Here is a 22,722-nt window from a genome sequence, read left to right on the forward strand (position 1 = left end):
TGTGCTAATAATTATTGAATTATTGTGGGAACGGGGCTGCGGAAACAAAGGCGCCGCTTTTATTCTTTTTTGGAGGCTCTCTGCCGTTTAGTTCGCGGTTCAGCTGTTTCTGCCAATAGAGGATCGTGCACTATATGCCCGGCACTGAGTGTGTCGATGGCGTCACCAGGGATTTCCATCAGGATTCGACTGTGCTGCGGTAGCATATGTGCCGTGACATGCATCACCGGCCGTCCGCCCTTGTCGTGCATTAAGCGTGTAAGGCGAATCAGCGCAGTGCTGAGTTCGCAATGGAGCAATCCGGCCTTGTAGGGATCCGCTGACTCGGCGCTGATTTCCTGTACCACGCGGCCAAATTCAACGCCATGTGCCATCACGATCTTGTACATTGCGTGCTTTTTGAGTGTTGCGGCGGTGACGCCGACAGCGGCGTCTCGACGTACCCAGGCTTCGGTGAGCATCGCCGGTGTTTTTCCCAGCAGGCGCATCCGAACGGCGCGAACCGCCAGATCTTCTCGCGGTATCTGCATCACGGCGCTGACCCAGGGCGGTGGGGCAACGGTTTCCACCGTGATTACCTGTACATCGGTTGTTTGGGCGTTCTGCCGAAGTTCGTCCACAAAACTTAAGGATGCAATATTCGCTCCGGTAGATAGGTTGGCCCGAACAAACGTGCCGCTGCCATGACGTCTTTGCACCAGTCCCTCTGCTTCAAGGTCGGCCAGGGCCCGGCGCACCGTTGCGCGGGCTACACCAAATAACTTCACAAGCGCTTCTTCTTTGGGAAGTGCTGTTCCGGGCGCATAGAACCCCTGGATAATGCCATCGCGCAGTACCAGAAAGATTTGTTGGTGCAGCGCGGTGCCTTTGGCGCGAAGAAGATGAGATTCGGTTGTCATGGAAAAAGTATAGCAAATGCGAGACCTCTGTGACAGCAACATTTCTGGCTTCAAACAGCTTGACGATATTTGACTAGTTGTGCAATACTCTAGACAACTTATGGAGGCTAACTTGAATCCTGCACATTCGTTGAGACAGTTGCTCGCAAAGCCTGGAACATTAATTGCGCCTGGCGCGTATGACGCCATCGGCGTACGGTTGATCGAACAAGCCGGTTTTCTCGCGGCATACATGACCGGCGCAGGTACATCTCTTGCCCGGGGTTACCCGGATCTCGGTTTGCTTACCATGGGAGAGATGGTCGAAAATGCCGCAGCCATGGCTCGTTCTTCGCAGATTCCCCTGATCGCTGACGCGGATACAGGATTTGGCAATGAACTGAACGTGACACGTTGCGTCAGGGAATACGAGACGCGTGGTGTTGCAGCCATTCATCTGGAAGATCAGATAATGCCTAAGCGTTGCGGACATACCGATGGCAAAGACGTGGTGTCGCGCGACGAATTTATCAGTAAGATCCGTGCTGCGGTTGCCGCCCGGCAGGACCCTGCTTTCGTTCTCATCGCACGAACCGATGCTCGTGCGGTCGTGGGGTTTGACGAGGCAATCTGGCGCGCCAACGCCGCGCTGGCGGCAGGGGCCGATATTGCATTCGTAGAAGCACCACAAACAGCCAAAGAGGTTGCAGATGTGCCTAAGTATGTGCGAGGCCCTTGTCTGCTGAATATCGTACCGGGGGGGCGAACGCCGATAGACAGTTTGCGTGATACGGAAAAGGCCGGCTACAAACTTGCAATCCTGCCGGGATTTATGTTGATGGCGAATATTGATGCAGGCGATCAGGCGCTTGCGACACTCAAATCGACGATGATGTCGCCCGCAGCAAAGGGCAGCGTGACCGACGTGTTTCGTCGGTTCGGACTTGATCAGTGGAATGCACTAGCTACCCGCTTTACAGCGTCTGATGATGACAGCAGGTAGCGGAATGATGGGAACGAAGTCTCTTTTCGACAAGTTATGGGACGATCATATCGTCCGCAACCTCGGCGACGGCTGGGCTCTGCTTCATATTGATCGTCACCTTCTTCATGATCTTTCAGGCCCGCCGGCACTTGCAAGCATTGCGAATAGGGGCATGCAGCTTCACCATCCCGATCTGGTCTTCTCAACGCCTGATCATGCGGTGTCCAGTCGCCCCGGACGTATCTCTACAACGTTTCCGCTGGGTGGTAAGCTGCATGGTGATCTGAGTCGTCTCAGTGCCGAAATGGGTGTCCGGATGTTTGATCTTGGCCACCCCGGCCAGGGTATTGTACATGTCATGGGGCCTGAGTTAGGCATCGTGCTTCCGGGTCTGACCGTCATCTGTGGAGATAGTCATACTTGTACGAATGGCGGTATTGGTGCGCTGGCATTTGGTGTTGGTTCGTCGGAGAGTACCCATGCTTTAGCCACACAAACATTGCGCATGCAAAAGCCCAGGCAACTTCGCATCCGCTGTACTGGCAGGCTTGGTCGTGGAGTGACTGCCAAAGACCTTGCGCTGCATATTATTGGAAAATATGGTGCGGCTGCTGGCGTCGGATGTGTCGTGGAGTTCTGCGGGCCGGCTGTCGAAGCGATGGGCATAGAGGAAAGACTAACTCTGTGCAACCTTGCCGTCGAACTGGGTGCGCGTACGGGCATCATTGCGCCGGATGACAGAACATTTGCCTATCTTCGTGATAAGCCTTATGCGCCGACAGGTGAGTTGTTTGATCAGTCGGTTGACTACTGGCGAACTCTGTTTAGTGATGATCATGCCGTGTTCGATCGGGAAGAACAGGTGGACGTTTCAGAGCTGCGCCCAACCATTACCTGGGGAACCAGTCCGGAACAGGCGATTACAGTGGATGGCTGCGTGCCCAGCCCCTGTGACATAGAAGACGAGGCTGAACGAAATGCGTTGGCTGCCACACTTCAATACATGGGGCTGGAAGCGGGGCAGCCGATTGTCGGAACTCCCATTGATTGGGTTTTCATTGGCTCATGCGCCAATTCGAGAATCACGGATCTTCGTGCGGCTGCTGAGGTAGTGCGCGGCAAAAAGGTATCTGCGTCCGTCACTGCTTGGGTGGTGCCCGGGTCTGAAAATACCAAACGTGCTGCCGAAGCAGAGGGGTTAGACAAAATATTTCAGGCCGCTGGCTTTGTGTGGCGCGAGCCTGGCTGCAGTATTTGTGTTGCAGCGAATGGAGAGCAGGTCCCTGCGCGGAAGCGATCGGTGTCCACGTCGAACCGAAATTTTGTTGGTCGACAAGGGCCGGGAGCACGTACACATTTAGCAAGCCCAGCGATGGCGGCCGCAGCTGCCATCGCTGGTGTCATTGTTGATGTGTCTGCGATTTCGGAGGTTATGTCATGAGCCTGTTGCCATTTACTATCGTTACCGGTGCGGCGCCTTATCTGCGACAAGCCAACATGGATACCGATGTGATCATCCGGATCGAGCGACTAACGTCACTCGGACGTGCTGAGTTAGGCCCATATGCGCTGGAGGCGCTTCGCTACTTTCCGGATGGCAGCGAAGATCCGGCGTTCATCCTGAACCAGAAGCAATTTCGTGGCGCCCCTTTTATTCTTGCAGGGGAGAACTTCGGATGTGGATCATCCCGGGAAGGGGCGGTGTGGGCATTGCAGGGCATCGGCATCCGCTGCATCATCGCTCCCAGTTTTGGCGATATTTTCTACAGTAACTGCTTCCAGAACGGCGTTCTTCCAATTCGTTTATCGCTGCAACATATAGAGACGCTGGCAGCAGCGTGCCAGGACGGCGTGCCGTTAACCGTTGATTTAGAGCAATGCATCTTGCATGTCTCTGGTGCTTCCGCTATCCGATTTGAGGTGGATGTGCTGCGTCGCGAGGGCCTTTTGCACGGGCTCGACGATATTGGCCTCACATTAAAGCACAACGCTGAGATTCTGGCCTGGCAACACAAGGACCGCCAGCGTCGCCCCTGGGCCTGGAATACGGTAGCGCGTACCGACTACTTCCCGCCATGAATATACGATTGAATATATAACACATGTCTGATCGGATAGAGTTTATTAAAAGATAGAGCTTATTAAAACGAAAAGGAGACAACCTTGTTGCATCATTTTGAGCCACGCCAACTATCCCTGGCACAGCACTCAGGTACGCTTGGAACGAGCGTGCGAACTAGCGGTGCACTCCATTACGCAGACGCTGAAGCGATCACCCTGACTGATTATCACAATTGAAATGGAGGAATCAAATGTTGGGTTTAATGCAGGATCACCCACTATTGATCTCGTCGCTGATTGAATTTGCGGAACGCCATCATAGTGACGCCGTCATTGTTTCCAGGCGAGTGGAGGGGGACGTCCATCGATACACCTGGGCGGCCGCGGCGAGACGCGCCCGTCAGGTAGCCAAGGCCCTGGATGCAGAGCGACTGCTTGTTGGTGACCGCGTCGGTACCCTGGCGTGGAACGGGTATCGTCATCTTGAGCTTTATTACGGTGTCTCGGGATCCGGTCGGGTGCTGCACACGATTAATCCGCGCCTGCACGTCGACCAGATCGCATGGATTGTAAACCACGCAGAGGATCAGATTCTGTTTTTCGATGTGAGCTTCCTGCCTCTTGTTCAGGCGATCCACTCGCGCTGTCCTACCGTTAAGAAGTGGATTGCGCTCTGTGAGAGTGATAGTCTTCCAGCGGACACGGCAATGTCCGGTCTGCAGAGCTATGAGAGCTGGATGGGTGCGCAGTCATCGGACTATGCATGGCCACGCATTGATGAGAATTCGGCTTCAAGCATGTGCTATACAAGTGGCACCACGGGTAATCCAAAAGCTGCGCTATACAGTCATCGATCGACTTTGCTGCACGCCTATGCTGTCTCGCTGCCTGATGTAATGAATATTTCCGCGCATGACTCGGTGCTGCCGGTTGTACCCATGTTCCACGTAAATGCTTGGGGAATCCCGTATGCTGCAGCATTAACCGGCTGCAAGCTTGTGTTCCCAGGACCGGCACTTGATGGAAAAGCGGTGTACGAGCTCATTGAAGCCGAGCAAGTGACTTTTGCGGCAGGTGTGCCAACAATCTGGCAAATGTTGTTGACGCACATGAAGCCCGCCGAGCTGCGGTTCTCGACACTCAAACGCACAGTGATTGGCGGTTCTGCTTGCCCACCTTCTATGATCCGTGCTTTCGGTCAGGATTATGATGTTGACGTGCTACATGCCTGGGGTATGACAGAGATGAGTCCGCTAGGCACGCTGTGTAATCTCAAGCACAAGCATCTTCTGCTTCCCCTCGAAACGCAGGACGAGATCCGACAGAAACAGGGGCGCGCTATCTTCGGCGTAGACATGAAGATTGTCGACGAAACGGGTAACGAACTTCCCTGGAACGGGAAAGCCTATGGCGAACTGCTGGTTAAGGGGCCCTGGGTTATCAAGAATTATTTCAGCGACGAAACTGGCGATCCACTGATTTATGACTCGCAGAATCAGGGCTGGTTTCCAACGGGTGATGTGGCGACGATTGATGCAGACGGTTTTCTCAATATCACCGATCGCAGCAAGGATCTGATCAAGTCCGGGGGAGAATGGATCAGTTCCATCCATCTCGAAAATATAGCAATGGCACATCCCGCCGTGCAAATGGCAGGCTGCATTGGTGTGCCTCATCCGAAATGGGATCAGCGTCCTGTTGTCATCGTGGTGACAAAGCCAGGAGCGACGCTGACAAGAGAGGAATTGCTAGCGTTTTACATAGGAAAGACGGCTAAATGGCAGATTCCCGATGACGTACTTTTTGTCGAATCAATGGCGGTAGGCGCGACCGGTAAGATCATCAAAAATCAACTGCGCGAGCAATTCAGGAACTATCAACAGCGGACACATTCATGACCAACCTTGTCACCCTTGAGGTCATGCTGTTTTATCAAATTACTTGTCATCACACTGGACACTCATCATGATCTCGTCTATCCAAAAAGCCAATGAACCGACTGACCCCACCGGACCTACCGGTATTCTTTGTAACTGGCTTGCTGCTTTTGAACTGGACCAAACTTCTGCCATTGCACGTGAATGCGCCAGAGCTCTGACGCTCGACGGTATTGCATGTGCGATAGTGGGTGCCAGGCTACCCTGGTCGGTGACAGCTGCCAACATAGTACAGAAGTTTGAGGGCCTGGGTGATCGAACCATCGTTGGCTGGGGCACCAAAACCAGTGCTCCAGGAGCCGCCCTACTGAATGGAACATTCATTCAAGGCTTCGAGCTCGATGACTATCATCCACTGGCACCATTGCATAGTACCTCGTTGGTATTGCCCGCCTTGTGGGCTGCCATTGAGGGGCAGCCTATGGTTTCCGGGCGACAATTTCTGGAAGCCGCGATGGCCGGATATGAAGTTGGCCCTCGTGTCGGCAAGGCGCTGCATGGTATTGAAATGCTATCGCGTGGATGGCATTCCGGTGCGGTGTTCGGAACCCACTCCGCAGCCGCAGCAGTGGGTAAGCTTCTGAAGCTGGATGCTGCGCGCTTCGAAGATGCGCTTGGCCTGGCTGGCACGCAGTCCGCTGGCCTGATGGCGGCACAGTATGAAGCGATGTGCAAGCGCATGCATCATGGATTTGCTGCACGTAATGGCCTGTACGCCGCCATGCTGGCAGAGGGTGGATATACGGGAATTAAACGCGTTTTTGAGCGTGAATATGGGGGATTCCTTTCCACGTTTGGCGAAGGCCACGAGCCGGATGCCTCTCAGATTTGCAAGGACCTGGGACAGCATTGGGAAGTGGAGCATATTGTCATCAAGCCCTACGCGGCAATGGGGGGTATCCACTCGCCGCTTGATGCATTGTTTGATGTGAATCGGCAACGTGCGTTGAAGGCGGAAGAAGTGACACGTATTGAGGTGGATGTATCTCATCCCGTCTACCATCACGGCTGGTGGACGCCGACACGACCTTTGACACCTGTGGGTGCGCAGATGAATATTGGTTACTGCCTGGCTGTCGCAGTGCTTGACGGCACGGCCATGATGCGCCAGTTTGCGCCTGCACGTATAGATTCTGACGATGTATGGGCGCTTATTCCAAAGATAGAGGTACGGCACGAACCAGCCTTCGACGTGGGTGGTGCCGCTCAGCGTTTTCAATGCCGTGTAGCGGTCACTTTCACTGATGGTGAGCGAATTGAAGTCTTACGCCAGACTTCGCGCGCAATGGCCGCGAGGCAAAGTACCGACGAAGTGGCGGAGAAGTACCGATCTCTGACAGACGGGTTAATTGACAGGTCGCGCCAGCAGCAGATTGAGCAGATGGTGCGATGCATAGAAGAAGTGGATGACATCCGGGATCTTCTTGCTCTGTTGTCGCCTGTCGTCAAGCCCGTGTTTGATTAATTATAGCCTGGTCGCACTATGGCGGCTTGCAATCCTGGAGATTCTTATGAAGCCATTCTTCTTGAAGCACTCTTTGCTGGGCGTCATCTTATGCGCCTGGCTGGGGCTGATGAATGTACCCGCTAACGCGGCGAACACCTGGCCTGAAAGACCGATCCGGTTAGTCTTGCCCTTCTCCGCAGGTGGTCCCGCAGACACGGTAACCCGACTGATTGCGCAGGGTCTTTCCCGGCAACTGAACCAGCCAGTCGTTGTGGAAAATAAGCCAGGCGCCGGCGGTATTATTGGGTCTGCATTGGTAGCGAAAAGTAAGCCGGATGGTTACACGCTTTTGGTGGCAGGAAACGGTTCGATTACCAATGTTTTGTTACGCAGTAAAATGCCCTACGAAGATGCAGATCTGGTACCGGTGGCCAGTACACACACCTCACCATCTGTTATTGTGGCGTCCGTGACGAGCGATTTCACTAACCTTACGGAACTGCGAGACAGTGCGAAGCGTAAGGGCGGCCTGAACTTCGGTACTGCAGGCGCGGGAAGTACAGGGCACTTCGTGGCCGAGATGATTCAGGAAGTGCTTGGGGTTCCCATCACGCTCGTACACTACAAGAGCGGTTCTGAAACGATCAATGCGCTGATGAGTGGCCAGATCGATTTGGCCTCGGAGGCCCCGGTGGGGGTCAGTGGCTATGTGGCCGGAGGAAAACTGCGCGCACTTGCTGTAACAGCAGGCGAGCGGTCGTCCTTTCTGCCCGATGTACCCACTACGGCGGAACAAGGTTTTTCGGCAATAAGCATGCAGCATTGGGGCGGGATTTACGCACCCAAAGGAACGCCGACGAATATCCTGAATCATGTGGTAAGCGCCTTGCTTGCTGCGTCGGAGGAGGACAATGCCGCACTCAGAACAAAATTGGAAGCGATGGGCAACGAGCCGATGATGGGATCGCGGCAGGATTTCGAGCGGTTTATTGCGTCGGAAAAGGAGAGGCTTGGTAAGCTTATTCGGAAATCCAATATGAAACTTGACTAGGCGATATTGCGCGTTTTTCATGTGCGTTCCCCAGGATCTGAACAAAGCATCTTGACATGTCTTCAGAAGGCAGCCCATGCTCAATCGCAAATGAATTACGTGTTTCATCAAGGTAAGTTCAGCCATAGCGCGATCCTGAATCGGCCTGAATCGAACTGGGAATTGCGGAGGCTGTTTGGTTAAAGTAAAACAGGTTCCGCAGCCTGCGCTGCAAGTTGTCGATAGTAACGCTCTTCGGCTTCGGCTGGTGGAATATGCCCGATCGACCCGAGCAAACGCTGGTGGTTGAACCAGGATACCCATTGCAGGGTGGCTAATTCGACGGCTGCCTTGGTCTTCCAGGGAGCCCTAGGATGAATCAGTTCGGTTTTGTACAAGCCGTTAACGGTCTCAGCCAGCGCGTTGTCATACGCACTGCCGGTGTTGCCCACAGAAGGATTAATGCCAGCCTGCCCGAGGCGCTCGGTGTATCGAATGGACACGTATTGGGAGCCGCGGTCCGAATGATGGACGAGTCCATCGGATTCGGTGGGACGCCGATCATGCACGGCCTGTTCCAGGGCATCCAGCACGAAGTCGGTAGTCATGCTACTGCTCGCCCTCCAGCCGACGATCCGTTTGGCATAGACATCAATCACAAAGGCCACGTACAGCCATCCCTGCCACGTGGAAACATAAGTGAAATCTGCCACCCACAGCCGGTTCGGACGATCTGCCTCGAACCGACGCTTGACCAGATCCAGCGGGCAGGCGGGCGCACGGCCCGCCACTGTGGTGCGCACCCGCTTGCCGCGACGAACCCCTTGGATGCCTAACTGGCGCATCAAGCGTTCGACCGTGCATCGTGCCACCCTGGTGCCCTCTCGGTTCATTTGCCTCCACACCTTGCGGGCACCGTAGACCCGAAAATTCTGTTCCCAGACACGGTGGATTTGTACCATCTGTTCTTGGTCCTTCTGTGCTCGCTGGCTGCGTAGCAGTGGGTCCCGACACCGGGCGGCATAGCGTCTGTAGGCTGACGGGGCAACCTGCAACACTTTGCAGACTGGCTCGACCCCGTACAAATCCCGATGCTGATCGATATAGGCGTTTATTTCTTCAGTTCGCGGTCGAGCGCCGCCTGAGCGAAAAAAGCGCTGGCTGACTTCAGGATCTCATTGGCTCGGCGCAATTCGCGGTTCTCCCTCTCCAAGGCCTTCATGCGCTCGCGTTCTTCGGTGGTTATGCCAGGCCGAGTTCCCTGGTCGATCTGCATGCGTTTGACCCAGTCCAGTAGCGTGCTGGGCGTGCAACCAATCTTCGGTGCAATCGACTCTACAGCCGCCCAGAGCGACCGATACTCGTCGCGATGCTCCTGCACCAGTCGCACTGCACGCTCACGCACTTCAGGGGAAAATTTGTTGGTCTTGTTCATGGCTCTATTCTCTCAAGATTTAGAGCCTCCTCAAAACCCAGTTCGATTCACTAGCGTCGCTCAGAAATTGCCAAACTGAATGATCAAGACATACCAAAGTTGTAGAGAATAGAAAGCGTTTTCATTTGCGCTCCTTATATAGTCAAAAATATGTCTAACATTTAGGGCGCAGTTCAATTTTACGTGGGTACTATCCTTGCATTTTTAATAAGGCCGTGAAATGTGGGATCAGTGAACGGTTACTTAAATGGAACGGTTCACTGGTCCACATCGAACACCGAACCGAGCCAGTCCAGAAACAGCGTGGTGCTGCGCCGATGTGCTGTGCGGTGTGAGCACAGAGCATAGTAATTTAAGTGGTCGTGGGCAGAGCCGTGCCATAAGCGCACGAGGCGTCCCTGCTCGATGGCGTTCTTTACGAGCGAATATCGGGTGATTGCTACACCAGAGCCCGATTCTACAGCTGCCAGCAAAGTCGAAGAATCGTTGAATTTCAAGATGCTATTAAAGCCTGAAATCGCTTCATTAGGATTCTCTTTATTCCAACGCTCTAGGTAGTCTCTTTCCTGATTAATATAAAAGATGCAACCGAGAATATCGCCAGGACTTCTATTGGCGAGAAAACTAGCGCGGTCTGGTGCACATACAGGAATAAGAAAATCATCAGTCAGACGTACCTGAAGATGATCATCCCAATTACCATCCCCGAGTCGGATTGATATATCGGCGCCAGACGAGTCCATATCCGAGAAATAGCGATGGACATCGATGTGAACGTCGATCCAGGGATGCAATTCTACAAAATCACCTACCCGAGCTGATAGCACTCTCTCTGCAAAACTTCGTGCAGCAGAGACGACAAGGGTCTGTCGCTCCACGTTCAAGACCAGTCTACCGAGCCCTTCGTTGAGGAGTGAGAACGACCGTTTTGTGAAGTCATAGAGCAGCTCTCCTTCCTGTGTGAAGCAAAGCCCTTTAGATGTTCGCTCGAAAAGCAAAACGCCTAGATGATCTTCCAGGGATTTAATTTGTCTGCTAAGTGCGCTTTGGGTCAAGGAAAGACTTTGTGCCGCGCGTACTTGATTCAAATGCTCTGCTACGACATTGAAGATCAATAAGGAGCGTAAGGAAGGAAGGCGGTGCAGATTAGGGGTATTCGATGAACTCATAGCAGTCGTCCGTGAAGTCATTGGCGGGAATATGTCGGAAAAATTACACTTCCTATTTCTATAAACGATTATTTACATCCTCGGGAAAATATGAAATTATCCATGACTCGACAATCCATACTAGCCCATACGAAAGGCATTGTTTTTGGCCTCGCAGCTGTGTTAGGAAGCGCTGCTTCGGCTCAGAATTTTCCTACTAAGCCCATCACTGTCATTGTTCCCTATACGGTAGGTGGAAGTTCCGATGTCATTGCGCGACTGGTTACTCAGGGCATGTCTGAGCCGCTGGGCCAATCGGTCGTTGTGGACAACAGGGCTGGTGCGGGAGGGACAATTGGTACGGGCCTTGCGGCTCGCAAAGGTCAAGGTGGCTACCACCTGCTGATGGCCGACAACGCCCAGGCTGTGATCCCCGCGACTTATAAGAAGCTGAACTACGATCCGGTGGCTGATTTCTCCATGGTGGGCTATGTGGGCGAGGCTCCGGTCATGTTGTTCGCCAGCGGTACTTCGGGAATCAAATCGTTGGAGGATCTGTTGACGAAAGCCCGTGCTCAGCCTGGGAAGATCACGATTGGTACAGGTTATGGCTCGCCTAGCCACTTGATGACGGAACTTCTCCAGAAAAAAGCTGGCATTGAGTTGCAAATCGTTCCTTACAAAGGAGCCGCAGCGGCGCTGACGGATATGATCGCCGGACATATTGATCTGGTGCTGTCCAACTCGGCTTCCGGAGCTTCCTATCTCTCGACTGACAAGGCCGTGGTTCTTGCACAGTCCGGTTCGAGCCGGGACCCGCGGTTCTCCAAAGTGCCGACTTTCAGCGAAGGTGGCGTGCCTGGCTTCGACGTACAGTATTGGTTCGCCCTCCTGGCTCCTAGCGATACGCCAGCGCCAGCACTGCAGACGCTGCGCGGAGCGATGAAAAAGGCGCTGGTCGATCCAGAACTTTCGCGCAAACTCTACGAACTGGGTATCAATAAGGCGACCAGCGATGCCGATTCCATGAGTTCCATCAAGGACGAAGCCGATCTCTGGAAAAAAGTCGTGATCGATTCTTCGATCTCTATCAACTAAACGAAAGACAGGTATTTCTCTATGATTCAAAGTATCGATGCAGATTTCGACAGAGTGAAGACACATTTTTCCGGTGCACGCAACAAGGTATATATGGACGTTGCAAGTCGAGGCCTGCTTTATGACCGCGCGGTGGCGATCACGGAAAGCCACTTGCAGGAACGGGTCGACGGCGTAGCTGACAAGAAAAGATATTTCAGTTTGGTCGAATCGGCCCGAGAGAAGTTCGCTCGATTGATCGGCGCGCACGCCGACGAGATTGCCATCACGAAAAACGTCTCTGATGGACTGGCCATCGTGGCGGGTGCGATCGACTGGAGCCGTGGCGGCGAGGTTCTGCTGTGCTCCGACATCGAACATCCGAATAATATCTATGTATGGCGTAATCTGGAGTCTCGTGGCGTCAAGGTGAACGACTTGCCCAGCGAAAACAAAAGTTTTCCCGTCCAGGCAGCGTTGGAATGGATTGCGAAGCCAGCCGAAGTGCCTCGGGTCGTGACGCTCTCGGCCACTTCGTTCAAACCCGGCTTCCGAGCCGATCTGCGGACGTTGTCCGAGGCATGCGATCAGTATGGAGTGCGGCTGGTCGTCGATGGGGCACAGTCTGCGGGCGTGACCCATCTCGATGTGAACGAGACGCCCATCGGGGCGTTGGCGGTGAGTACCCAAAAAGGGCTGTGTTCTCTGTACGGCATGGGCTTTCTCTACGTGCGGCGCGAATGGGCGAACAAGCTGCACCCGCAGAGTCTGGCTCGCTTTGGCGTAGAGATCGAAGCCCAGCACGAGGCTGATTACGACAGTGGGCCTATCCGCTTGCGCGAGGCTGCACGGCGGTTTGACCTCGGTAACTACAACTTTCTCGCGGCAGCGTTGGTCAACGAAAGTCTGGATCTGCTGTTGCAGTTTGGCACCGAGGCAATCGACCGTTATGTCTCCACCTTGGCTACACGGCTGACTCATGCATTGATGGGTCAGGGGCTCAAGGTGCCTCGCAGCGATGCGAACATCCGGCCTTCGAACATTGTTTGCGTTGATTTTGGAGGTGACGCGGCATGTGCACACAGGATCCAGCAAGGTCTCGCAACCCGCAATGTGTTTGTAACAGTGCGCGGCAGCATGCTGCGGTATTCGCTGCACTTCTATAATGATGTTCAAGATGTCGATGTGGCAGTCGCAGCCACGATTGAGGCGCTGGCGGACTGAAAAACGGGCCATCATGTGGCTGGAGATAATGACAGTGATTTGCGCAGAGCATCCACTTGGGGCCGGAGCGCATCACCCAGGGACGCTTCGTGCTGCACGTATTCGATGAACCGTTGTGCGGCTGGAGACAGATCCCGGTCAGTGCGCCGCAAGATGCCAATGCGCCGCATCGGACTTGACTCACCGAAAGGGCGGAATGCGAGGCCGTCCATTTTTAGTGCGTCGAGCGCCAGCCGTGGCAGCACTGTCACTCCGAGACCGGCGCGCACCATCGCCAGCGAAGTGACCATGTTGACGACTTCATGGGCTGGTTCGCGGTGTGCGCCTAAGCGAGCTAAACCGGCATCGACCAGTCTACGTACGCTCGACGTGGATGGTAATAAGATCAGCTTTTCGTTCGTTAGATCACGCCACTCGGCCTGTTTTTTATGTATCAATGGATGCTCTTGCGCAACTACCACGACCAGATCATCGAAGAACAAGTGATCGAATCGCAACACAGCGTTAGTGCGTCCCGCCATGCCGATGCCAAAATCCACTTCGCGATTGAGTACCTTGTCGGCCAGCAGCCGGTCCTGATCCTCGATTTGAAGCACCTGGACGTCAGGGAAGTCGGCTCGAAATCTCCCCACAGCCCGCGCGCCGAGTCCGAAGGCCACCGAAGGCAGGGCGGCAAAGCGTACCACTCCGCGCGTGCCGTCTGCTAGTTGAGTTACGGCCAAATACGCGTGGTGCAAATCCTCGATTGGCCGCTTCGCTTGCGTATAAAGCAACTGCCCGGCTTCGGTCAAGTCGACACGGCGGGTGGTCCGCTCGAAGAGCCGCGCACCGAGTAGTGTCTCCAACTCCCGGATGAGCTGCGAGAACGCAGGTTGTGTCATGCACAACCGTTCCGCTGCGCTACTGAAAGAATGCTCATCGGCTGCTGCAATGAAGCCTTCGAGCTGGCGAAGCTTAAAATTCATAAGTATTTCGTATAAAAACGCGTTAATTATCCATTTGTTTTAATTTTCGCATTATCGCATAATTCTTTCAGACTAAAGGAAGTTTGAACAAAGGACTTGATTTAATGAGCGAATACTGGATTGGAATCGATACGGGCGGTACCTTTACTGACCTCGTGTTGGCCGACCCCGCGAGCGGGCACTGGCATTATCATAAGGTTCCCACGCGCACGGCCGACCCGGCGCAGGGCATTCTGGACGGCATCGGGGAAATCATCGAGTTAGCTGCGGTGCAGCCAGCAGATGTCGGATTCCTTGTACTTGGCACGACATTGGCGACCAATGCTGTGCTCGAAGGCAAATGGGCTCGCACCGCGCTGATGGCGACTAGCGGCTTCGGCGATGTTCTGGCCCTTGCGCGCCAGCGACGACCACACTACTTCAATCTTGATGTACGCAAGCCTGTTCCACCGGTGGCCGCTGATTGCTGTGCTGAAGTCGTCGAGCGACTTGATGCTGATGGAGAAGTGGTCAGAGCATTGGACGAAACGAGCGTGCTCGCTGCAATTGACCAGCTCAAAAGCACAGGCGCTGCGGCCGTTGCAGTCTGCTTTCTCCATGCTTATCAGAATCCGCAGCACGAGGCGCGTGTTCGGGAACTCATTCATGCGCAATGGCCTGATGTTCACGTTTGCCTATCATCCGATGTGCTGCCAGAGTACCGGGAGTACGAGCGCTTCGTGACCACAGTTGTCAATGCTAGCTTAGTTCCGATTATGGATGCCTATTTGGCACGCTTTGAGGCTGGTGTGGAGGACATTGGCGTGTCTTCCGCAGCCCATGTGATGCAGTCCAACGGCGGCGCGGCTACGACGGCTACAGTGCGCGAACGCCCGATCAACACTTTCTTTTCGGGACCTGCGGGAGGCGCGATGGGGGCTGTCGCGTTAGGTGAAGAAACGGGGGTGCGTAATCTCATCACCTTCGACATGGGCGGCACCAGCACGGATGTCTGCCTCATCCGCGATGGCAGGCCCGCTATGAAGAACGAGCGTGACATGGGTGGATTCCCTGTCCAGACGCGCACTATCGACATCCACACGATCGGAGCAGGTGGAGGCAGCATTGCCTGGATCGACGCCGGCGGCATGCTCAAGGTGGGACCGCAGAGTGCTGGCGCCTACCCGGGACCGGCCGCCTACGGTCGGGGAGGTGAACTGCCTACTGTAACCGACGCCAATGTCATCCTCGGTCGACTTAGCCCTGCATCGCTGCTGGGTGGTCGGATGGATATGTATCCGGAACGCGCATTTGATGCGGTGGAGTCGGTCGTGGCTGGCAGCATCAGAAAAAGCGTAGAAGATTCCGCCATTGGCATCTTGGAGATCGCCAATGCCCATATGACTGGTGCTGTGCGAGTCATTTCCGTGGAACAGGGCGAGGATCCACGCGACTATACACTGGTGGCGTTTGGAGGTGCCGGACCTCTTCATGCAGCCGATGTAGCTCTGATGGCCGGCATGCGCTACGTCATTGTTCCCTCGCGCCCGGGCGTATTCTCTGCGCAGGGCCTATTGCAGTCCGACCGTCGTGCCGACTTTTCGCTCACGCGCATGACTGCGGCGAATGAGACATCCCTGCCTGTGCTGAACGCAGGGCTCGTAGAACTGCAACGGCGAGGCGATGCTTGGCTGCATGCGGAAAAAATCGATGACGTTACGACTGATGTCCGCTACGAATGGCAGATCGACCTTCGATACGAGGGACAAAACTCCGTCCTCATCGTAGACCTTCCGGACGCGAGTCTGAACGCAGGAAAAATCCGCCAGGCTATCGACGAGTACCATGAACGGCACAAAGCGCTCTACGGTTACGACCTACCAAAACAGGCCGTGGAGGTAGTAAATCTTCGACTTACCATTGTGGCTGTGCACGGCCGCATTGGCGTTGCATCTACCACTGCGACCGATGCAATTGAAGGAAAGCCTCAGTCGCCAGCCACACGTCGAGTATGGTTTGTCTCCACTGGCTTCATTGAGACGCCGGTTATCGCGCGGGATCAGCTGGCCCCGGGCGTTGTCTTCCAAGGCCCCGCCATTGTCGAACAGATGGATACGACGACCGTTATACCGCCGGGTTCGTCGGTACGCGTCGATGCGGGACGCCACCTCCATATCGATCTTCATCCGAATTCTTGAGAGACCATGTCCATGAACCATAGCACCAGCAATTTCGACCCCATCCAGGCTGAGGTCGTCGCCCGTTTCCTACTCGGGGTGACAGAAGAGATGAGCGCGGCACTCATGCGTACTGCTTTCTCGCCTAACATTAAGGAGCGCGGCGATTGCTCCACCGCTGTCTTCGACGCTGAAGGCAATGTTGTTGCGCTACCGCAACGGGTGCCGATCCACCTAGGATCAATGGTAGGCGTGGTCGAGGCTGTGCTCGCGAAATTCGATCGTAATGCCATCCGGCCAGGAGACATGTTCCTAGCCAACGATCCTTATTCAGGCGGCGGTTCGCACCTCCCTGATATCAACGTCATTGCGCCGGTCTTCGTTGAGGACGCCATCGTTGCATTCGTCGCCTGCATTGCGCACCACGCTGACGTGGGCGGCATGGTTCCTGGCTCGGAAGCTGCTGTATGTACTTCGATCTTTCAGGAAGGTATCCGGGTTCCCCCCGTTCGCATCGTCAGCGAAGGCAAGCTCAATGAGGATGTATTCGATATCCTGTTGCTGAACTCTCGCACACCTGAGGAGAGGGCAGGCGATCTACGCGCACAGGTCGCCGCGAATAATGTTGGGGCGCGCAGTGTGCAAGCATTGTTCGCGCGGCTAGGAGTTAAGAAGACCCGCGAGACAATGGCGGCTTATCTCGAATTCACCGAGCGTCGCTTTGCCGCGGCGATCGACCGAGTTCCTGCAGGTACCTACACTGCGTGCGAATATCTGGATGGCGCTCGGCAGGGCGAGACGGCGGCAATCCGTCTGACTCTCACTGTCTCGCCAGGAAAGCTGGTCTTCGATTTCGATGGAACGTCTCCGCAGATCGAGGCGGCGCGCAACATTCCCTACCGTGCACTGATTGCAACTATCTATACCGTTGTCAAGAGCCTATTGGATGCTGACGTACCGGCCAACTCAGGATACTTCCGCACTATTGAGGTGAAGTTCCCGAGGGGCAGCGTAGTTTCACCCGAAGCGCCTGCGGCGGTAGGGGCCCGTTCCATGTCCAGTGCTGTCCTCGGCGATGCCGTGGCGTCAGCGCTGTCACAAGCCCTCCCCGAGAAGGCGCTTGCTCCGAGCGGGCCACACCAGCTCATTGTGCTGGCCGGCACCGATCCGCGAACAGGCAAGTATTTTGTGAACTACGAAACCATCGCTGGTGCGATGGGCGCACGTGCCTACCGAGATGGCGTGGATGCAGTACGAGTGCATGCTTCCGGCGCGGCCAATCTGCCGGTCGAGGCGCTCGAACACGCTTATCCGCTGTTGGTCGAACAGTACGCTTTACGTCAAGATTCTGGGGGTGGTGGGCGCTACCGAGGCGGGCGCGGCGTGGTGCGCGATTACCGCGTTCGGGCTGATGCCGCCGTACTGAGCTTGTCGTCAGAACGGCAAAATGTACCTGCAGAAGGTGTTCAGGGCGGCGGCAAAGGCGCGCTCGGTGTCTTCATTCTTAATCCAGGAACGCCCGATGAGAAAGTCCTGCCTTCGGCAGCCGCCGAGATTCAACTTTGCCGAAACGATTTGCTGCGGGTTTGCACGCCAGGTGGAGCGGGATTCGGCGTCGGTTGAGTTTCACGTCTCCTATATATCTCGCAATTCAGAATCGAAAAGGAGTAAGCAATGGCAATTCTTAACTCAGCGCTAAAGATCATCCTCTGCGTGGCGGCGAGCGCCGGGGTCATGGGCGGCGTCCAGGCGGCAGAGGCTGATGAATATCCGACACGACCCATCAGAATCATCGTTCCCTTTGCCGCGGGTGGCGGTGTCGATGCGACGGCGCGTATCATCGGCGAGCAAATTGCGAAGAAGTTGGGGAAACCTGTCTATATTGAAAACAAGCCGGGCGCTGGCGGTCTGATCGGGGTACGGCAGACAATCGCCGCACCAGCTGACGGCTATACGCTTCTTCTTAGTGCCGCCGGGGAAGTTGTCATCAATCCTGTGTTTAACAAAGAGGCGGGATACGATCCGAGTAAGGATTTGGTTCCTGTGGCGGTCGTGGTCCGGGCACCCAATCTACTCGCGGTAGGGACCGAAGTGCCCGTGAAATCCGTGGCTGAGTTAATCGAATATGGGCGCAAGCACCCTGGCGAGCTGACATATTCTTCCAGCGGTGTCGGTACGATCCAGCATATCACCGGGGAAATTTTTAGCAAGGTGGCTGGGATCGAGGCGCGGCATGTACCATACTCTGGCGCTGCACCGGCTACGCTTGATGTTGCGAGCAATCAGGTCAGTATGACGTTCTCCAGTCCCGGCGCGGTCATGCCATTCGCTCAAAAGGGCCAGCTGCGTGTACTCGCTGTTGCTATGTCGAAGAGATATTCGGAGCTTGCCGAGCTTCCGAGCATTAAGGAGTCACCCGGGATGTCGGCTTTTAACGTGGAAAGCTGGTTCGCCCTATTCGCTCCGGCTGGGGTACCCTCATCGATCATCACGCGCCTCAATGCCGAGGTGCGTGAGGCAATGCACAAACCTGAGGTGGCGGAAAAGCTGATAAAGAACGTCGGAATTCCGTCGTTCGAGGATGAGACTCAGGCCAAAGCCTTCATTGATGAGGAGATAGCCAGATACTCGACGATTGTAAAAGAACTGAATATCAGGCCGTGAATCAAATTAGATCTGATTGTTGAAGATTGTTGAAATAAGCGGAAGTTCTGATTTTTGTGAGACTGTGTAGCTTTATCTCCAGAGCTCATCTCGCCATGCTGCCAGCAAAAGGGCACCCTTTTTGACATTTGAACTAGGAGATAGATATGTACGGATGGCGAGGAAGAATAGGGATGATGGTTCCTTCGGTGAATACTACAATGGAATCCGAGTTTTGGGCAACAGTTCCGAGAGGTGTGCCGGAATACGTGTTCAAAGACCACTATGCCATCTTCACGTCGCCGAGCGTGCCGGCTTCGGTGGTCGGCGTACTGGCAGCCGCTGTGAAAGCGGCTCTTGCCGAGCAGCAGGTGCAGGATCTGCTGACGGAACTTGGCATCATCGCCTATGATGACAAGGAAACGCTAAAGCAACTCTTGGAGACGGAAACTATAAAATGGTCCAAGATACTGAAAGCTGCGGGCTTCCAACCTGCGTAGCGGTTATGGGTTCCATCAACGACACCCCCCTTGCTCTAGACTTTCGCAGCGATACCGTGACACAGCCTCCAGAGGGTATGTGGGAAATGATGCGGGCAGCGGAACTGGGCGATGACGGTTTGGACGGTGATCAGACCGCCAGGCGCTTGGAAGAAGAGACTGCAAACTTGCTGGGTAAAGACGCGGCCATCTATTTGCCGACCGCGACTATGGCGAATTTACTTACAGTTCTTGCGACTGCTCCGCGTGGTGCGCAGGTGATCACGCAGATCAATTCCCATCTTTATTCCGCCGAACGCGCAGGTAGTACGTTAGCCGGTGTGCTGTACACTGCGATCGGTGGCCGTCAGGGAGAGCTTTGCCTAGATAGCCTCGCGGACATACTCTTGAGTGTTAGTGGGCCGTCGATCGCCTTAGTATGCACTGAGAATACGCACAACGACTCGGGTGGAATTGTACTTTCACTGGACTACTCGAGGAGGCTCTACGAGCTCTGCGCTGCTCGTGGTGTGCCGGTGCACTTGGATGGCGCGCGGATCTTCAATGCATCTGTGGCGCTAGGATGCTCTGCAGCTCGAATTGCTCAGTATGCCGACTCCGTTACTGTCTGCCTGTCCAAAGGGCTTAGCGCGCCTGGTGGTGCGCTGCTAGTCGGCTCATCGCCGCTTGTCCGCCAAGCCAGGTTGCTACGGAAGACGGTGGGCGGCACACAGCGGCAAACCGGAATTCTGGCTGCAGCAGGACTGTATGCCATTCGGCACATGTCTGCGCGGCTTGCGGAAGACCATCGGCGTGCCTGCATGCTCGCTCAGGGGCTAAGGGGACTCTTTCCCTCTGCACAGTGTGACCTTCCTGATTCGAATATTGTTTTACTTGATCTGGCGGGCTCGAAACTCGCTAGTCGTAATGTCGTAGACGCACTTGCGCAGGTCGGCATCCAGGCGCGAGCGCGACGCGAAAGTCGAACAAGATTTGTAACGCATCGGCACATCACTGATGCGTCTGTCGCCGCTGTGCTAGCTCGATGCATCGATTGGGCGAGAGAGTTTTAAAAATGTGAAGAATCAATTGGCATAGTATGCCAGTATCAGGCGAAATTAAATTCACACCGAATATATGAATTCTAAATATTCAACGTGAATTCATTCAAAAGCTTGCTCCATGATTTTGTTCACTTCAGCACTTTTCGGTGCCTAGGTAAAAACTGAACTGCCCCGGGTTTGAACTGACATCCAAGAGTTGGACGGTTAAATTCCAGTACGATACTGTTCGTAGTTGGCATTCAGTTGTTCGATATTCTCGAAATCAGAGAGATGGAAATATTCTGCTTTCAGTGTAGCAAAAAGCTCTCCATAGCTGCGTTGTCGAAACAATTTCCCTTTCGCGACATACTTTTCCCGGTTATTCGGATGCCGCCATGTTTCAGTGATGTACTGCGCATTACCTCATCAATGACGTTGCACAACTGCAGACGGTAGTCGTTGTCTAGTACATGCTGCTTCCGGCAGTATCGGATGCGAGCGCCATCAAGTGGCCTGCGAGCTCAGTAGAAGTACCATTGACATGCCTCCGCTCGAACCACAAGTGCATGACCATTCCGAAGAAGTTGCTATGGACCGCCGTTTTGTCGTAATTTCAGAGTCAAAGCAACTGACTTTTTTTTGAGATTTGCTAAGACTTGACACACTATCGAATCTGGCGACTTGCTAATTTCGTCGGCCGGTGTCGATGCAGATGATTTTTAATGCTCGACATCAGGCATTCGTAGCATGAACGCATCGGTTTTGTTATAGAAGGGCCGTCTTAGCACTGAATATGGTGAAAGAAAAAAAACCACCTAAATTACCGAAATTTAAGTGGTGCGAGGCGCTCGTGGAGGTGGCGGTGGTACATTGGCCGGGTTCCACTGAAGTTCATCCCCTGGTTCCGCTTCAGGTAACGGCCGCCTAGGAGGGGCTTTGCCTGCGCCCAGCTTGCTCCAGTAACCAGGGCGTGGCCTCGGAACACGCAAGCGGTCACACACCCTCGCTAGAAAACTACCGGAGACGCCATATTTCTCCGCCAAGTGCATTGCTGGCTCGGACCATATTTCTTCGTAAAGCCGTTCTCGACTCACGATATTATTATCATTTCGTTCATTTTCAGAATTGGCAGTCTGATCCATTCGCTAAGCTCCTCTGGGTGGATGCGCGATCTTGATAGTTTGCAGAAAAATCTGAATGTATGGCTGGATTTTTATAACAATGAACGAAATCATCAAGACAAGATGTGCTGCGGCAGAATGCCAATGCAGACTTTGCTTGAGGGTAACTCTCCTTTTTTCCAGGACTTTTTCAGAGCAGATTGAGACTAGTTCATTTAAAGCCCTTCATTCACTACGGAACTGCAGGCTTCTTGCGCGAAATGTACGAGCCATGTTCGTTATACTTTCGGCCGACATCCCAGTCTGGGCCAACCTCAAACATTGATGATTCTAGATATAGTAGGACAAGCGCCGTGCCCTTTGTGCTAATGAGGCATTGTTCTTGAACCTCATACTCCCCAGCGTCATTGTTTATGAACCAGACGTCAGCCGGTTGTTTCCCCAGCCCTGGACACTCCTTACCATAATGAAGTAAGTCGTAAGTAAAAGAGTCTTCATCTAGTTCCTCGTTTAGGCGCCAGCGTGTTGGGATATCTTGTGCGGGAATCGCCCACCGTTTCCCATTACGGTCATAGCAAGCCACGATAACAGGCTGCGTGTTAACGTTGGCTAAACGTAGCGCAGTGGTCATTATGCTTGTCTCAAAATCATTGGCAACACATATCAACTGCTGAAATGTTGGCTTGCCGAATGACTTGATCATTGGATTAAATAATGGTCTAGGGAGCAGTAGATGCGCAGCAAAGCTATCTGCTTCTCTCTCTAAAACTCGGTCAGATGACAAGTTTGTATCGGGATCATCCACGCGACACCTAAAAGAGCGACCTCGATGTAGATGCCAATGCCCGAGTTCGTGCGCCACCGAAAATCGCTCGCGACCACGGACCCCTGACGGGTTGATGGTAGCGATCGCACGATGACGGTAACCCACTAGAGATGCCTCGCACCCCGTCATAGGTTCATAGACAACTTCAACTTGAGAGTCGAATGCGATGGCTTCGATGTCCAGCTCTTCAGGACTACTGATACCCAGATCTGCGATCAATTCTTCCGCGCGCTCTCCAATGCTCGCTGTCACTTATCATCTCCATCC

At 54.2% G+C, this 22,722-nt stretch carries 18 protein-coding genes and 1 other annotated feature; of the genes, 13 read left to right on the top strand and 5 right to left on the bottom strand.

What is annotated here, in order from left to right:
- Positions 1-59 precede the first annotated feature (59 nt).
- Positions 60-899, bottom strand: coding sequence for a GntR family transcriptional regulator (locus W822_RS32675; RefSeq protein WP_031242517.1), 840 nt, complete (start codon positions 897-899; stop codon positions 60-62).
- Positions 900-1,011: 112 nt separating this feature from the next.
- On the opposite strand from W822_RS32675, the gene W822_RS32680 reads away from it, so the two are divergent.
- The 6 genes from W822_RS32680 (at position 1,012) to W822_RS32705 (ending at position 8,359) form a co-directional block, all read left to right on the top strand.
- Positions 1,012-1,881 carry an isocitrate lyase/PEP mutase family protein gene (locus tag W822_RS32680; protein WP_024004822.1) on the top strand — a complete coding sequence of 290 codons (870 nt, stop codon included), beginning with the start codon at positions 1,012-1,014 and terminating at the stop codon, positions 1,879-1,881.
- A gap of 7 nt (positions 1,882-1,888) precedes the next feature.
- Positions 1,889-3,304: a 3-isopropylmalate dehydratase large subunit gene (gene leuC / locus W822_RS32685; protein WP_024004823.1), complete on the top strand. Its 1,416-nt coding sequence runs from the start codon at positions 1,889-1,891 to the stop codon at positions 3,302-3,304.
- A complete protein-coding gene (gene leuD, locus W822_RS32690) occupies positions 3,301-3,942 on the top strand; it encodes a 3-isopropylmalate dehydratase small subunit (RefSeq protein ID WP_031242519.1) in 642 nt (213 codons plus the stop codon). The genes leuC and leuD overlap by 4 nt, the downstream gene beginning before the upstream one ends.
- A gap of 233 nt (positions 3,943-4,175) precedes the next feature.
- Entirely contained in the window at positions 4,176-5,822 is a 1,647-nt protein-coding gene (locus W822_RS32695) for a 3-(methylthio)propionyl-CoA ligase (RefSeq protein WP_024004825.1), read from the top strand.
- 67 nt (positions 5,823-5,889) lie between these two features.
- Positions 5,890-7,326, top strand: coding sequence for an MmgE/PrpD family protein (locus W822_RS32700; RefSeq protein ID WP_024004826.1), 1,437 nt, complete (start codon positions 5,890-5,892; stop codon positions 7,324-7,326).
- A 46-nt stretch (positions 7,327-7,372) separates the two neighbouring features.
- The gene (locus tag W822_RS32705; RefSeq protein ID WP_024004827.1) at positions 7,373-8,359 is read left to right on the top strand and encodes a Bug family tripartite tricarboxylate transporter substrate binding protein; all 987 of its coding nucleotides are present in this window, start codon (positions 7,373-7,375) and stop codon (positions 8,357-8,359) included.
- 179 nt (positions 8,360-8,538) lie between these two features.
- Here the strand turns inward: W822_RS32705 and W822_RS32710 are convergent.
- Both W822_RS32710 and W822_RS32720 read right to left on the bottom strand, forming a co-directional pair.
- Positions 8,539-9,773, bottom strand: a protein-coding gene (locus W822_RS32710; protein ID WP_253272254.1) for an IS3 family transposase whose coding sequence is annotated in 2 segments (ribosomal slippage) — positions 8,539-9,494 and positions 9,494-9,773 — 1,236 coding nt in all. Because the reading frame shifts where the segments join, the coding sequence is not laid out codon by codon here.
- Positions 9,379-9,495 (bottom strand) — a sequence feature (AL1L pseudoknot). Its footprint overlaps the gene before it by 117 nt.
- Positions 9,774-10,030: 257 nt before the next feature.
- A complete protein-coding gene (locus tag W822_RS32720; protein ID WP_031242522.1) occupies positions 10,031-10,942 on the bottom strand; it encodes a LysR substrate-binding domain-containing protein in 912 nt (303 codons plus the stop codon).
- A gap of 102 nt (positions 10,943-11,044) precedes the next feature.
- Here W822_RS32720 and W822_RS32725 point away from each other — a divergent pair, with 102 nt between their 5' ends.
- Both W822_RS32725 and W822_RS32730 read left to right on the top strand, forming a co-directional pair.
- Positions 11,045-12,019 carry a Bug family tripartite tricarboxylate transporter substrate binding protein gene (locus W822_RS32725; protein ID WP_024004831.1) on the top strand — a complete coding sequence of 325 codons (975 nt, stop codon included), beginning with the start codon at positions 11,045-11,047 and terminating at the stop codon, positions 12,017-12,019.
- Between the two features lie 21 nt (positions 12,020-12,040).
- Complete coding sequence (locus W822_RS32730) at positions 12,041-13,222, top strand: aminotransferase class V-fold PLP-dependent enzyme (protein ID WP_024004832.1); 1,182 nt, start codon at positions 12,041-12,043, stop codon at positions 13,220-13,222.
- 11 nt (positions 13,223-13,233) lie between these two features.
- Here W822_RS32730 and W822_RS32735 read toward each other — a convergent pair whose 3' ends face one another.
- Positions 13,234-14,187, bottom strand: coding sequence for a LysR family transcriptional regulator (locus tag W822_RS32735; RefSeq protein WP_024004833.1), 954 nt, complete (start codon positions 14,185-14,187; stop codon positions 13,234-13,236).
- A 104-nt stretch (positions 14,188-14,291) separates the two neighbouring features.
- Between W822_RS32735 and W822_RS32740 the strand changes: the two genes are divergently transcribed.
- The 5 genes from W822_RS32740 to W822_RS32750 all read left to right on the top strand — a co-directional run bounded on the left by W822_RS32740 (position 14,292) and on the right by W822_RS32750 (position 20,538).
- Positions 14,292-16,364 carry a hydantoinase/oxoprolinase family protein gene (locus W822_RS32740; RefSeq protein ID WP_031242528.1) on the top strand — a complete coding sequence of 691 codons (2,073 nt, stop codon included), beginning with the start codon at positions 14,292-14,294 and terminating at the stop codon, positions 16,362-16,364.
- 6 nt (positions 16,365-16,370) lie between these two features.
- Positions 16,371-17,966: a hydantoinase B/oxoprolinase family protein gene (locus W822_RS0123460; protein WP_081724327.1), complete on the top strand. Its 1,596-nt coding sequence runs from the start codon at positions 16,371-16,373 to the stop codon at positions 17,964-17,966.
- Between the two features lie 51 nt (positions 17,967-18,017).
- Positions 18,018-19,007, top strand: coding sequence for a Bug family tripartite tricarboxylate transporter substrate binding protein (locus tag W822_RS0123465; protein ID WP_034279526.1), 990 nt, complete (start codon positions 18,018-18,020; stop codon positions 19,005-19,007).
- A gap of 146 nt (positions 19,008-19,153) precedes the next feature.
- The gene (locus W822_RS32745) at positions 19,154-19,486 is read left to right on the top strand and encodes a tripartite tricarboxylate transporter substrate-binding protein (protein WP_024004835.1); all 333 of its coding nucleotides are present in this window, start codon (positions 19,154-19,156) and stop codon (positions 19,484-19,486) included.
- Between the two features lie 5 nt (positions 19,487-19,491).
- Entirely contained in the window at positions 19,492-20,538 is a 1,047-nt protein-coding gene (locus W822_RS32750) for a GntG family PLP-dependent aldolase (protein WP_024004836.1), read from the top strand.
- 1,323 nt (positions 20,539-21,861) lie between these two features.
- On the opposite strand, the gene W822_RS32755 is transcribed toward W822_RS32750, so the two are convergent.
- Complete coding sequence (locus tag W822_RS32755) at positions 21,862-22,707, bottom strand: ImmA/IrrE family metallo-endopeptidase (RefSeq protein ID WP_024004837.1); 846 nt, start codon at positions 22,705-22,707, stop codon at positions 21,862-21,864.
- Between the last annotated feature and the right edge of the window lie 15 nt (positions 22,708-22,722).

Origin of the sequence: Advenella kashmirensis W13003 (assembly GCF_000506985.1) — a bacterium.
Lineage (GTDB): Bacteria > Pseudomonadota > Gammaproteobacteria > Burkholderiales > Burkholderiaceae_B > Advenella > Advenella kashmirensis_A.